The following is a 13,836-nucleotide window of genomic DNA, read 5'->3' as shown; positions in this document are numbered from 1 at the left end:
GTCTAATCATCATGACTAATCAGTCGTTATCCATATTGTGCATTTCAAGGTTTGATAACTCGGCCTGCATCACCGGTGCCTGGCTTGATTCACCCCGCGCCAAATCGATACGCTCCAGGTACTCCTGGTCAATATCAGCGGTAATATAGCTGCCATCGAATACCGATGTTTCAAAACGCTGAATTTCAGGGTTTTCCTCACGCACCGCTTCCACCAGATCTTTTATATCCTGGAATATCAGGCCGTCGGCCTGAATTAGATCAGCAATTTGCTCAATTTCTCTGCCATAGGCAATCAACTCATTGGCTGATGGCATATCGATACCATACACATTCGGGAAACGAATCTCTGGCGCGGCGGAAGCAAAGTAAACTTTATTAGCACCCGACTCCCTTGCCATTTCAATGATTTGACCAGATGTAGTACCGCGCACTATTGAATCATCTACCAAGAGGACATTTTTGCCGCGGAATTCTGACGAAATCGCATTTAGCTTTCTGCGCACCGATTGCTTACGCATCGTCTGACCGGGCATAATAAATGTGCGTCCGATGTAACGATTCTTTACAAATCCCTGCCGATAAGGCAATTCCAGCGTATTGGCAATTTGCAGTGCAACATCCATCGATGTTTCAGGAATCGGAATCACAACATCAATGTCTTTATCGGCCCATTCGCGGGCGATTTTTTCGCCGAGCTTGCGCCCCATATTCACTCTGGATGCGTAAACCGATACCCCATCAATAAACGAATCGGGCCGTGCAAAGTACACATATTCAAATACACAAGGTGATGTCGACGGATGCTCTGCACATTGCTGTGTGTGTAATTCGCCGTGTTCACTGATAAATACTGCTTCTCCGGGGGCGACATCACGGATAAAGGTGAAACCTACTGCATCAAGCGCTACGCTCTCAGAGGCCACCATGTACTCTTCGCCCATTTCGGTAATACGCTTACCCAGTGCCAGTGGGCGAATACCGTGCGGGTCACGAAACGCCACAACGCCCTGTCCGATGATTGCTGCCACGACCGCATACGCACCGCGAATTTTTTTATGAACCCGGGTGACCACTTTGAAAATTTCTTCAGCACTGACAGTAAGCTCTGTGCACTGTTGTAACTCGTGAGCAAAGATATTGAGCAATAACTCCGAGTCTGAAGAGGTATTAATATGCCGACGCGCAATACGGAACACTTCTTCCTGCAAATCATGCGAGTTTGTCAGGTTACCATTGTGCGCAAAAGCGATACCGAATGGTGAGTTCACATAAAAAGGCTGCGCTTCAGCTGAGCTGGATGTTCCAGCCGTAGGATAGCGAACATGGCCAATCCCCATCGTACCTGACAAACGCTTCATGTGACGTGTGTGAAACACATCTCTGACCAACCCATTGGCTTTGCGTAAGTTAAACCGGTTGTGATCAATAGTGATGATACCTGCGGCGTCCTGGCCCCGGTGCTGCAGTACGGTTAATCCGTCGTAAAGTGACTGCGCTACCTGCGTTTTACCTACTATTCCGACAATACCACACATCTGTTTTACCTATCTTAAGCGGGAGTTAAAAAACTGGAGCTGCCTTTTACAAATGCAAAAAACCACTCGATGATGACCCCGAATTCCGGGATCAGCACAGATTGCTGCCACCACGTTGCGGTTGCCGCAGCCGTGAAGGTATCCATGAAAAATAATAGCGCACTGACAATCAACACGCCGCGCAATGCGCCAAAGACAGCGCCAAGAATGCGATCAGCCCCCGATAAACCGGATGCGTGTACCGCCTGACCAACGGTATGATTGATAAGTCCACCCACTATCAGGGTCATAATAAAGAGCACCGCAATCGCCGCGCCGTTTCTGAGCACCGGATCATTAATACTGGTGAAATAGACCGCTAAATCTGCAAAAAACTGGCTGGCAACAAATAAGGCGCCAAACCAGACGACTAAAGAGATGGCTTCTTTTACAAAACCCCGGACGAGGCTAATAAGGGTTGATATCGCGATGATACCAATTATTGAAAAATCGACCCAGTTCAACACGTTAAATTAGCTCATACCTTATGAAAACGAGCACGGCAGTCGTCTCAGCGTCAAGATGGCGCGCATTCTACCAGAAGCATAGGGCATTACCAATCTGAAAAAGGTATCGCACTAAGAAATTTGTTCATAAAGTGCGCAGGTTAAAACAGGCATTTCAGATTACGAATTAACCTTAAACTCAGTCACCTTTCCCTTAAGTCCGGTTAGTTCCTTAAGATGGGGTAAAGCATTTTCGAGCTTTTTCTTATTCAGATCAGGGCCTACAAATACTTTAGTCAGCGCCCCCGAGTTCGTTTTGATCCCTCGGCTGAATGCCCGGTACCCGGCTTTTTCCAGCTTATTGAGTAATTGCTGAACATTTTTTTTATGACGGAAACTCCCCAGCTGAATCACCCACCCGGCATCTTCAGCTGTATCAGACGGAGCTTTAACCACCGTCTGGCTGGCGAGATCATTATTAGCCGCAACACTGTCAGCTGCCTCAATATCGTTTTGCTCTCCAGCCGCTACCGGGTCATCTACCGCTTTTTCATCTACGATTTCGATGGGACGTTGTGCAGCGCGTGCAACGCGTTCGGAGGGAAAGTTATCCGGCTCTACAATGGGCTTTTTTTCCGGCGTAGCCGGTACACTGGCAAAGTCGGCTTTAACCGTTTCCTGCTTACCATTGAGAAAGTCAGGTAAAAAAATGACAGCCAGGGCCACCACAATGACAGTACCTACCAGTCGGTTTTGAAGGGCCGAACTCACTGAATACTCCTGTTACTACCTATTGCAATTATGATGGGGGCAGCGTCGAATGCATTACATCAGCAACAGTAAGAAAAGAACCAAAAACAATAATCAGGTCTCTCTCGTCCGCTTCATTAATTGCCTGAGCGTATGCCTCACCAACGCTATTGTAACAGTTTGACTGATTTTGTTCCGATTTATCAAGATTTTCCTGCAACAGGCGCGACGCCGCGCCACGAGGGCCCTTAGTTGTCCCTAAAAACCATCGTGCCGATAATCCGTTCAGTTCAGCCAGCGTCGCTTTAATTGACTTGTCTTTAAGCATACCGGCCACAAAATGAAGTTTATGATACGGCTGAGACGCGATCCAGCGCCGCAGCGCGGCCATTGCCTGTGGATTGTGTCCAACATCAACAACCACCCGCGGTAACAGTGCTATGGTTTCAAGACGACCTGGCAGACTCACCGCCGCAGCTAACTCCCTCACCGCCGACGGCGCAGGCAGTAAATCAAGTATCTGTAGTGCCGCCAACGCGGTAGCCACATTCTGGATTGGAATGCGTGGTGTAGGTAAATCATCTATCCTGCAATCGTCAGAGATCCAGCTCCACGTCTCATCATGCTGCTGAGTGTAAAAATCCTGGCCGGCCCAGCGGGCAGATACACTTAGACTTTCAACCACATCCCTCAGGCTTTGCGGCGGTTCAGGTTCACCAATAACGGCCTTCCCATTGCTTCTCATGATCCCGGCTTTTTCTCTGGCTATAGCATCCCGGGTGTCCCCTAGCCAGTCCTGATGGTCAAGATCAATGGTGGTAATGACAGCAAGATCAGCATCAATAATGTTGGTGGCATCTAACCGGCCACCAAGTCCTACCTCAAGAATAAGGATATCGACATCAGCCTGCTTCATCAGCAATAACGCAGCAAGGGTGCCAAACTCAAAGTAAGTTAATGAAATATCTTCTCTGGCTTCTTCTATTGTGGCGAACGCTGCACAAAGCGCCTGACTTTGGGCACTGACATTATTAATACGCACCCGTTCCTGGTATTCAAGCAGATGCGGCGAGCTGTAGACGCCAGTCGTCTTACCTTTGCTTAAACATGCCTGCTCCAGAAAGCGACACGTCGTACCTTTTCCGTTGGTACCTGCAACGGTAATGACGGTTTTATCACTGAAATCCAGGTTCAACCGATCGGCCACCAGCTTAATGCGGTTTAAACCCAATTCGATCACACTGGGGTGAATGGATTCAAGATAAGATAACCATTCGGTTAACGTTTTGTTTTGTGGCTTAGCCGATGTTGATGACTTCATAGCTTAATCAGGACGATGTAGTTTAAGCAGTAACCCGTGAATTTTGTCGCGCATTTCACGGCGATCAACAATCATATCGATAGCGCCCTTATCCAGCAGAAATTCGCTACGCTGGAAACCTTCTGGCAGAGTTTCACGAACTGTTTGCTCGATAACCCGAGGTCCGGCAAAGCCAATTAACGCTCGTGGCTCGGCAACATTAATATCCCCCAGCATGGCAAGACTGGCTGATACACCGCCCATTGTCGGGTCTGTCAGCACCGAAATATACGGCAAGCCTTTTTCGCGCATTTTTGCCAGCGCAGCCGATGTTTTCGCCATTTGCATTAATGACATCAGCGCTTCCTGCATACGTGCTCCGCCACTGGCAGAAAAACAGACCAGAGGCATATTGTGTTCAATGCACGCATTAACAGCTGCTACAAACCGGGCACCCACCACGGAAGCCATCGAGCCACCCATAAAAGCGAACTCAAAGCTCACCGCAGCAACAGGCATTCCTTTAAGTTTACCCTGCATCGCGATTAGCGCATCTTTCTCGCTGGTGCTCTTTTGTGCTGCAGAGATGCGATCTTTATAGCGCTTGGAATCTTTAAACTTAAGAATATCCTGAGGCTCAAAGTTAGCACCCAGTTCTTTGCGGTCATTTTTATCCAGAAAGCTGTCAAGGCGACGACGAGCGCTGATGCGCATGTGATTGTCACACTTGGGACAAACCTCCAACAGCTTCTCAAGCTCGTTTTTATAAAGAACAGCCTGACAAGAAGTACATTTTGTCCAGATACCTTCGGGTACATTCCCCTTTGTCGACGTTTGTGTTCTGGGAAGTATTTTTTGAATCCAGCTCATCGTGGAGAATCCTTTTACGCTTAGTTAACGCAGCAATTGTTCTTCATTCTATTAAGTATGCTGCCTATTGTTAGGTTTAGCCCGCTATTACATCACAATACAGAAAAATCGGAAAAATAAAACTGGTCTAAGAAGTTATACCTTTTATGCGTTTGTTACCTATCATCGGGTAAAAATAATGGCCCAAGCGGACGATTGGGCAGTGCGAAACGCGACGGATATGTGACATCGACAAGGTAAAGCCCGTGTGGTTTCGCGGTAGCAGCGGCTAATGTACGGTCTTTGCCTTCCAGTAGCGTTGCCATCCAGTCAATTGGTTGCTCATTCGCACCAATTTCAATCAGCGAACCGGCGATATTTCTCACCATATGATGAACAAAGGCGTTGGCTCTGATATCAATGATGATGTAACGTCCCTTACGATTTACGTCAACATGCGTCACATTTCTAAAGGGGGTGTTTGACTGACAGTGGGCTGCGCGAAACGCACTAAAGTCGTGTTCGCCGACTAATGCCTGCGCAGCTTCCAGCATGCGGCTTTCATCAAGCGGCTTATAAACATGTGTAACCCCTTTACCCAGAATCGCCGGTCGGTTGACGGCATTGTAAATGATATATCGATAACGACGATGCGTTGCCGAGAAACGCGCATGAAAATCTTCGTCAACTTCAGTTGACCAATTTACCGCTATAGAGTCAGGCAAGTTTGCGTTTACACCCATGGTCCACGCTCGTTCCGGGCGGGTTACGCTGCTGGTAAAGTGCACTACCTGTCCTGTCGCGTGCACGCCCGCATCGGTACGCCCGGCGCACTGCACCTGAATCGTTTCATCAGCCACTTTGCTTAAGGCTGTTTCCAGATAAGCCTGGACACTTGGCACATTAAGTTGTCGCTGCCAACCATAGTGCGCTGCACCATCGTATTCGATACCCAATGCGTACCGGTTCATCACACCCTCATACCCTGTTGTGTTTAAAACGCGTAAGTGTAATCACAGGCGCACCGGGATGCAATTCGGTTGCGCTTGATAAATAGCGTCGGACTAAAGATAGACGAAAAAAAAGCTTCGCAAGCGAAGCTTTTTAGATTTATTGCTCAATGAAATGAATATTGTCTATCCACACTATATCGGTATTAAAATCAATGTAGTGTTTCCAGCAGCGCCTGCGCTTCTTCCTGCTGCTCATCGCTGCCCTTTTCTACCACTTCACTTAATAACTCTTTCGCTGCTGCCAGATCGTCCATTTCCATATACACTCTGGCCAGGTCGAGGTTAGCGCTTTGACCGGCATCTTTATCGATGTCGATAATATCAACATCTTCGCTAACGCCGCTGTAGTCAGACAGGCTCACGTCAAGTTCCAGCGGCATTTCCTCGAACTGCGTATCATCCTGCATGGATTCGTCAAGTAAGGTATCGACATCAAGAAACTCGTCTTCACGACTACGCTCCGTTGACGACGAATCTGTACCAGGCTCATTAAGCAGTGCTGCCAGATCTAAATCCGGATTATCAAGCTTTAAGTCATCGGTTGACTCTGATGGCTGAGCCGCTGGCGGCTCGTCCATTTCGTCAAGTAAGGCGTCAAATTCTGAAGCGTCCAGGTCATCAAAAATTGTTTTATCATTTTTGTCAGATCCGGTTAGCCACTCATCAAGCCCTGGTACATCCTCAAGCTCATTGATTTCCTTTGGCCCGGACTCTCGAATGACGCCATCAATTTCCTGCTCCAGAGCAAACTCTTCGACATCATCTTCATAATCAACTTCAAGAACACTGTCATCAAAATTGCTTTTTTCATTAGTAACGTCGTTGGTGGCATCAACAGCAGTAGCACTGTCAGAAAAGCTCGGGATATCGTCGATAAAGGTTTTATCAAACTCAGCAAGTGCATCGTCCAGCGGATCCGCATCTTCGCTTTCGGCATCAAGTGAATGTAACGCGTCCGGCTCGTTGGTTTCAGCGTGGTCTTCTACCGCATCATCTGCCTGAACGTCTGACGGTAATTTATCAGCATCGTCTGATGGTGCAGCACTGTCTGGCGCATCGCTGTCAGCGTCTGTTGATTCCGCTACAGCGTCGTCTTCTGCCGTATCATCAACCTGAACGTCTGACGGTAATTCAACATCGTCTTCTGATGGTGTTGCACTGTCTGGCGCATCGGTGTCAGCATCAGTTGATTCAACCACAACGTCATCTTCTGCCGTATCATCAACCTGAGCCTCTGACGGTAATTCATCAGCATCGTCCGATGGTGCAGCACTGTCTGGCGCATCGGTGTCAGTGTCAGTTGATTCCGCTGCAGCGTCGTCTTCTGCCGTATCATCAGCCTGAACGTCTAACGGTAATTCATCATCGTCTTCTGATGATGTTGCACTGTCTGGCGCATCGCTGTCAGCGTCAGTTGATTCCGCTACAGCGTCGTCTTCTGCCGTATCATCAACCTGAACCTCTGACGGTAATTCATCATCATCCTCTGATGGTGTTGCACTGTCTGGCGCATCGCTGTCAGCATCTGTTAAATCAGCTGCAGCGTCGTCTTCTACCGTATCATCAACCTGAGCTTCCGACGGTAATTCATCATCGTCTTCTGGTAATAGCGGACTGGTCAGTTCTTCAGTTTCTGTCTCGGTTGATTCAGCTACAACATCGTCTTCTACCGTATCATCAACCTGAGCCTCTGACGGTAACTCAACATCATCTTCTGATGTTGCACTGTCTGGCGCGTCGGTGTCAGCATCAGTTGAATCAGCTACAGCGTCATCTTCTACCGTATCATCAACCTGAACCTCTGACGGTAATTCATCGCCGTCTTCTGATGACATGTCATCATCAGCACCTGACGATGCTTCATCGTTTCTCTCATTGAATACCTGATGATCCGATACATCTTCGCCGGCTGCATTGCCGTCTTCGTCTTCAATTTCAGATTCAAGCTCAGCAAGCAACTCTTCCGTTAACGCATCTTCAGGAAGGTCTTCGCTCTCAGAGCCAGGCGCTTCATCATTAGTCGGCGCTGGAGGAGTTTCTGCTTCAGTCTCCATACCGCTTTCAAGTTCAGCAAGAAGCTCATCTGATAAATCATTAAGCTGTTGTTCTTCTTCACCCTGCTCAGCGGACAATTCTGCCAGAAGCTCATCACTTAACGGATCATCAAAGCTCGTTGCGCTGTCCTCTTCCTCGTTTTGCAGTTTTTCGATAATGTCATCATCGAAAACTTCTGAACTGATCTCGTCGGTTTCAATTTCATCCAGACTAATATCATCCAGGCCTTCAGCGAGGTCATCGAGGCTTTGTATACCCTGCGGCGACGGCGTGCTGCCTGACTCAGAGAACTCATCATCCTCCTCATCATCTTCTACATCCGGCAAGCCGCCCATTTGTTCAAGCTGTTCAATTTCATTAAGAATGTCGTCGGCAAGGCGATCCAGAGCTTCATTCTGTTCATTAATCTCTTTGTCGAGCTTATTGAGCATCGATTCATCAACGTTGCCGTTATTTACATCCAGCTTGTCTTCAACGCTTTCCTGCTCTTCTTCAAGCAGGTCGTCAATACTTATTTCCGGCTTATCATCTGCGTCATCGACAGCACCAGGCAGCGGTGCCATCGGCGCTTCACCCATCACTTCCTGCTCATCGGTCACAGGCGCAGGGTCGCTGGCAGAATCTTCCACCGTAGTGGTGAAGTCGTCTTCTGTCACCGGTTCAGCAAAACTGTCCCGGGGTTCGGGCTCAGCAAACTCGTCAGTTTCCGGCTCCTCGACGGTATCAGTCACATCACTGTCATCATCAGCCAGGTCAATGCCGTCGAAGTTTTCCTCTAGCAATTCTGCAGACAAATCTTCTTCGTCAAAGAGATTGTCCAGCTCATCCTGATCTAATTCTGATTCTCCTGATTCAAATTCGTCATCCTCGCTATCAGGCACAAGCATGTCGTCATCTAAATCAGAGAAATTCTCCAGCTCATCATCAAGCGCATCCTCCAGCTCAGACGATAAAACGTCATCCAGCAGTTCTTCATCATTGAACAGTTCATCATCAGAGAGCTCTGCATCATCCTGAGCCAATTCGCTGGTCAGGCTGGTCGATAAATCATCGATTTCGGCGTCAGGCTCTGGTGCCGTCTGCACATTTCCGTTCTCGGTTGTTGCGACGGTGTCAGGTTCATCAGAGCGACGCTTCAGTAACCAGGCCGCTAACGCGCCAGCCAGTAATAATGTAATAATGCCTGAGCCGATAATCAGGCTGGCCGGTTGTGTCAGTGCAGACATCAGGCTACTGCTCTGCTCGGCCTCCCGCTGAGCCCGCTCTTGCCTGACTATATCCAGCAGCTCCTTTTGGAGCGCCAGCTGTTCATCCATCTGCGACTGAACATCGCCCTCTACCTGCTGGCGCAGATTCATCAGGTCAGTATTAACCTGCTCTACCCGCTCATAAAGCTTTTTGTTTTCGTTAAGTAGGGACTGCACGCTATCCAGAGACAGCGCAAACTGATCTCTTAGCGCCTCAAACTTTTCCACCTGCTGGGCATCAAGAGCACTGATCTTTTCTTCAATTTGAGAGCGGGTATCTGACAGTTCGTCTTTATTAACCAACGGCACCGCGGGTTTGATGTTGTTGCCAGACTGAGGATTTTTCAGAAGTTGTGCAAACGTTTTGTCGTCTTTGTCTGCACGCTGCTTTGCCCGGGACGTATCTATTCGCGCGATGTAGCGCTCTGAGGGTAGGCGTAACGTCGCGCCATCGACCAGCAGATTAAAGTTGTTTTGTTCAAAGGCGTTGGGATTAAGCTCATAAATAGCCTGCATTACCTGATAAACAGACAGCTGTTCGTTCTGACGATACCGGCTGGCTATGCGCCACAACGTATCCTGCTCATCAATAGGGCCGTATGTCGCGCCCGAAAATTGATCTGTCGCGTCCTTTGGTCCACGCAATTGAGTTTGTCTTTGCTGAGCATCCACATTTGCTGCTGGGAATGTGCTAAGTAACAGCAATACAACCAAACCCATAAAATGCAATTTCATAGCGTTCCTATAAGCCTTCAAATGTCACGCTCACAACACAAAAGCATTGCTCGGGCGAACGATTGCCCTGCCGCGAGCTCATGGCATTGTGATACCAGCCCCAAAAGCGGGTGATACAGTTCTGTTTTTATTATCCGGAAACCAGACTCCGCTGGTCTCCCACCTGAGCAATAGCAGCTCAACAACGATCAGTAATATATATCGTGTTTCTCTTTCTACAAACTATAAACCACTGAGAAACGTCAATCTAGCTGTCCGTCACTTTCATCAGAATAACGGCGTAGCTTTCAACCTTATCGGCAGATATTTTATAAAGTTTACAGGTACTTTACAGGTAATCGCGCACCAATACTTCAGCAATCTGAACACTGTTCGTCGCGGCGCCTTTGCGCACATTATCCGACACTACCCACATATTCAGACCATTGGGGTGGCTGATATCATTTCGGATTCTGCCCACATGGACCAAATCATTGCCGCTGGCGCTGGATACCTGAGTGGGGAAGCTTGCAGGTGAATCATATACTTTCACACCCGGTGCGCTTTCCAAAAGCTGCTTCACATAGTCTGCCTCCAGCGGCATTCTGGTTTCCAGATGTATCGCTTCCCCATGGCCGTAGAAAACCGGTACGCGCACTGCTGTGGCATTAACCATGATGGACGAGTCTCCCATGATCTTCTGCGTTTCCCACACCATTTTCATTTCTTCTTTGGTGTAGTCGTTATCCATAAAGTCATCGATTTGGGGAATGGCGTTAAATGCAATCTGGCGGCTAAAGGCCTCTGGCGTGATCTCCTTCGCATTTAGCAACCCCGCAGTTTGGCGCGCCAATTCCTCCATTGCGCTGTTACCGGCACCAGAGACAGACTGGTAAGTAGCAACATTAATTCGCTCTATGCCCGCTTCATCGTGGATAGGTTTAAGCGCCACCAGCATCTGAATGGTTGAGCAATTCGGGTTGGCAATGATATTGCGTGTTCTGAAATCCGCCAGCGCATGCGGGTTAACCTCCGGCACTACCAGGGGAATATCAGGCTCATAACGAAACTGAGAAGTATTATCTATGACAATACACCCGGCATCAGCGGCGATGGGCGCATATTGGGCAGACACAGCCCCACCTGCAGAGAAAAAGCCAAACTGCACCTGGCTGAAATCAAAACCATCTGCGTTTATCACTTCAATGTCTTCCCCTTTGAAGTTCACTGTAGCACCGACAGAACGTTCGCTGGCCAGCGGATAAAGTCTGTTGACCGGGAATTTGCGCGCTTCGAGCATTTCGATCATCATCTGACCGACCAGACCCGTGGCGCCCAATACTGCAACATCAAAGGCTTGTGACATAAATGTGGTTACTCCTGCAAAATGGAATTATTGGGATAAAAGAGCATGGCATTATAACGTTTCTATAATAAAGCCTAAACCGGTAAGCTGACGCAAAATGCCTTCTGATACGACACCACTCAGCGCAATGGTAAAGGCATTAAACTCCCGCCTGACCCGATACGCTTTGCGATATGCAGCGAACTTATTCCCTGCCTGCATCGCATGACGAAAATCCTGGTCATCGATTGTCACATCATAGATTGACAATAACAGTGATATGACTTCGTCCCAGTTCAATGCTTCCATTGACGGGTCCCGGGGCATAAACGAAATGGGCTGCGGGGCCGCCAGAAAATCGTCCATGGCCAATTTTACAGGCTTTTGGGCCAGCTCACAAAAATGTTCATAGACCAGCTGCGTACCGCGTAGTTTTCCTTCAACAGAGTGCCCGGCGATATGCCCGGTGGCCAGCCAGAGGTGCTCAAGTAACGCCGTATCAATGTCAGGTTCGTTGTCAAATACGTCAAGCACAACCGTGGGCGCTGAACCGGCAGTGAGCCGCTGCATCAGCGCCTTTTCATTGACCACCTCACCACGGCAGGCATTAATCAATAATGTATCGGCGCCCAAAGATTGGAGTGCATCCTCATCAATCAGGTTGAGCGTCTTATGAGCGCCTTCTTTAACAAACGGGACGTGCAAAGAAATAACATCACACGTCAGAATATCATTAAAATCGACAAAATGACGCGGATCACCGGCTTCCCGTCGCGGGGGATCATTCAGTACATAAGCAATATCAAGCGCCTCCAGTAACCTGGACAAACTTGTGCCCACATGTCCAGCACCTACGATACCCACCCGGATACGACTTAAGTCCAGCTTGTTATCACGATGAGCAACCAGTAACACGCTTAACACGTACTCTGCCACTGCAATAGCATTGCACCCACCAGCATCACGCCACGCTATGCCCCGCTCTTCCAGATATGTCTTATCAATATGGTTAGAGCCGGCTGTAGCTGTCGCCACACAGCGCAGGGTATGTGCTTTACTCAGTATTGTTTCGTTTACTGATGTGGTGGAGCGCACTGCCAGATAGTCGCACTTTTCGACATCATCAGCGCGCAGAGTAGCAGCGTTGTAGGAGACGGCCTCACCCAGCGATGAGAAATAATCAAAACCACGCGGAATGGTATCTTCGTAAAGAATTTTCATAAAGATTTGCCTGTTTTCATGCCAGCAAATAATAGGAGAAACACATACAAAAAAACAGCGCACGAAGCGCTGTTTTTACGTCTTTTAGGGTTTCTAATATCTACTTGTAACGCTGCATTACCAGCGTGGCGTTGGTACCACCAAACCCAAAACTGTTGGACATAATCGTATCCAGCTTCGCCTCGCGGGCCTTAGTAACTATATCCAGTCCTTCTGCCTGTTCATCCAGCTCATCGATATTGATGGATGGGGCAATAAAGTCATTTTGCATCATCAGCAAGCTGTAAATCGCTTCGTTGACACCAGCCGCCCCCAGCGCATGACCGGTCAATGACTTGGTTGCACTGATCGGTACCTGCTGATTTGCGAAGACTTCTTTAATGGCAGCCAGTTCTTTGACATCACCAACGGGAGTTGAAGTGCCATGGGTATTCAGATAATCAATCTTACCACTGACATTCTGCATCGCCATTTTCATGCAGCGAATAGCGCCTTCGCCGGAAGGAGCAACCATATCAAAACCGTCAGAGGTTGCGCCATAGCCAACCACCTCACCATAGATGGTAGCACCACGCGCCAGCGCATGCTCAAGCTCTTCCACAACGACCATACCGCCGCCGCCAGAGCTTACGAATCCGTCACGGCCTGCATCATAGGTGCGTGAAGCCACCGCTGGATTGTCATTATATTTTGTGGAAAGTGCGCCCATTGCATCAAACTGACTGGACAGTGACCAGTGTAGCTCCTCACCACCACCAGCAAAAACCACATCCTGCTTGCCTAGCTGGATTAGCTCCAGCGCATTGCCGATACAATGGGCACTGGTAGCACAGGCTGATGCAATTGAGTAATTTACACCCTTTATTTTAAACGGCGTTGCCAGGCAGGCAGAAACCGTTGATGCCATACAACGAGGCACCATATAAGGCCCAACCCGCTTCACGCCTTTCTCACGCAAAATATCGGCCGATAACACCTGGTTTTCTGATGACGCACCGCCGGAGCCGGCAATGATGCCCGTGCGCTCATTAGAAATGTCTTTTTCTTCCAGACCAGAATCGGCAATTGCCTGCTGCATCGCGATGTACGCGTACGCGGCTGCATCGCCCATAAAACGCATGGCTTTACGGTCGATATGTTCTTTTAAATCAATATCAATTGCGCCCCACACCTGACTTCTCAGGCCCATGTCGGCGAATTGTTCAGAAAACGAAATCCCAGACTTGCCCGCTTTCAGAGAAGCCAGCACGTCATCTTTGTTGGTACCAATACTTGAAACAATACCAAGACCGGTAATAACTGCTCTTTTCATAATTTACC

10 protein-coding genes are annotated in these 13,836 nt (G+C 48.6%); all 10 read right to left on the bottom strand.

Annotated elements, in window-relative coordinates; all coding sequences use genetic code 11:
- Nucleotides 1-19 precede the first annotated feature (19 nt).
- Nucleotides 20-1,537 (bottom strand): amidophosphoribosyltransferase, encoded by a 1,518-nt coding sequence (gene purF / locus HHX48_RS00235; RefSeq protein WP_191021641.1) that lies wholly within the window; start codon nt 1,535-1,537, stop codon nt 20-22.
- A 14-nt stretch (nt 1,538-1,551) separates the two neighbouring features.
- On the bottom strand, nt 1,552-2,040 hold the full coding sequence (locus HHX48_RS00230) for a CvpA family protein (RefSeq protein ID WP_191022556.1): 489 nt from the start codon (nt 2,038-2,040) through the stop codon (nt 1,552-1,554).
- A gap of 162 nt (nt 2,041-2,202) precedes the next feature.
- Nucleotides 2,203-2,793 carry an SPOR domain-containing protein gene (locus HHX48_RS00225; protein ID WP_191021640.1) on the bottom strand — a complete coding sequence of 197 codons (591 nt, stop codon included), beginning with the start codon at nt 2,791-2,793 and terminating at the stop codon, nt 2,203-2,205.
- A 28-nt stretch (nt 2,794-2,821) separates the two neighbouring features.
- Nucleotides 2,822-4,093 (bottom strand): bifunctional tetrahydrofolate synthase/dihydrofolate synthase, encoded by a 1,272-nt coding sequence (gene folC, locus HHX48_RS00220; RefSeq protein WP_191021639.1) that lies wholly within the window; start codon nt 4,091-4,093, stop codon nt 2,822-2,824.
- A 3-nt stretch (nt 4,094-4,096) separates the two neighbouring features.
- Nucleotides 4,097-4,942, bottom strand: coding sequence for an acetyl-CoA carboxylase, carboxyltransferase subunit beta (gene accD / locus HHX48_RS00215; RefSeq protein WP_191021638.1), 846 nt, complete (start codon nt 4,940-4,942; stop codon nt 4,097-4,099).
- A gap of 155 nt (nt 4,943-5,097) precedes the next feature.
- Entirely contained in the window at nt 5,098-5,892 is a 795-nt protein-coding gene (gene truA, locus HHX48_RS00210; RefSeq protein WP_191022554.1) for a tRNA pseudouridine(38-40) synthase TruA, read from the bottom strand.
- A gap of 191 nt (nt 5,893-6,083) precedes the next feature.
- The gene (locus HHX48_RS00205; protein ID WP_191021637.1) at nt 6,084-9,971 is read right to left on the bottom strand and encodes a FimV/HubP family polar landmark protein; all 3,888 of its coding nucleotides are present in this window, start codon (nt 9,969-9,971) and stop codon (nt 6,084-6,086) included.
- Nucleotides 9,972-10,299: 328 nt separating this feature from the next.
- Nucleotides 10,300-11,316 carry an aspartate-semialdehyde dehydrogenase gene (locus tag HHX48_RS00200; RefSeq protein WP_191021636.1) on the bottom strand — a complete coding sequence of 339 codons (1,017 nt, stop codon included), beginning with the start codon at nt 11,314-11,316 and terminating at the stop codon, nt 10,300-10,302.
- A gap of 51 nt (nt 11,317-11,367) precedes the next feature.
- Nucleotides 11,368-12,516, bottom strand: a complete 1,149-nt coding sequence (locus HHX48_RS00195) for a 4-phosphoerythronate dehydrogenase (protein WP_191021635.1) — start codon at nt 12,514-12,516, stop codon at nt 11,368-11,370.
- 100 nt (nt 12,517-12,616) lie between these two features.
- Nucleotides 12,617-13,828: a beta-ketoacyl-ACP synthase I gene (fabB, locus tag HHX48_RS00190; protein WP_191021634.1), complete on the bottom strand. Its 1,212-nt coding sequence runs from the start codon at nt 13,826-13,828 to the stop codon at nt 12,617-12,619.
- Nucleotides 13,829-13,836 lie beyond the last annotated feature (8 nt).

Origin of the sequence: Salinimonas profundi, from assembly GCF_014750655.1 — a bacterium.
Taxonomy (GTDB): Bacteria; Pseudomonadota; Gammaproteobacteria; order Enterobacterales; family Alteromonadaceae; genus Alteromonas; species Alteromonas profundi_A.
This window is presented reverse-complemented; position numbering and strand designations above follow the sequence as displayed.

What these genes read in the sequence shown, in the direction of transcription:
- purF (WP_191021641.1), bottom strand. Translation starts at nt 1,537, where the DNA reads ATGTGTGGTATTGTCGGAATAGTAGGTAAAACGCAGGTAGCGCAGTCA.
- folC (WP_191021639.1), bottom strand. Translation starts at nt 4,093, where the DNA reads ATGAAGTCATCAACATCGGCTAAGCCACAAAACAAAACGTTAACCGAA.
- accD (WP_191021638.1), bottom strand. Translation starts at nt 4,942, where the DNA reads ATGAGCTGGATTCAAAAAATACTTCCCAGAACACAAACGTCGACAAAG.
- truA (WP_191022554.1), bottom strand. Translation starts at nt 5,892, where the DNA reads ATGAACCGGTACGCATTGGGTATCGAATACGATGGTGCAGCGCACTAT.
- HHX48_RS00205 (WP_191021637.1), bottom strand. Translation starts at nt 9,971, where the DNA reads ATGAAATTGCATTTTATGGGTTTGGTTGTATTGCTGTTACTTAGCACA.
- HHX48_RS00200 (WP_191021636.1), bottom strand. Translation starts at nt 11,316, where the DNA reads ATGTCACAAGCCTTTGATGTTGCAGTATTGGGCGCCACGGGTCTGGTC.
- HHX48_RS00195 (WP_191021635.1), bottom strand. Translation starts at nt 12,516, where the DNA reads ATGAAAATTCTTTACGAAGATACCATTCCGCGTGGTTTTGATTATTTC.
- fabB (WP_191021634.1), bottom strand. Translation starts at nt 13,828, where the DNA reads ATGAAAAGAGCAGTTATTACCGGTCTTGGTATTGTTTCAAGTATTGGT.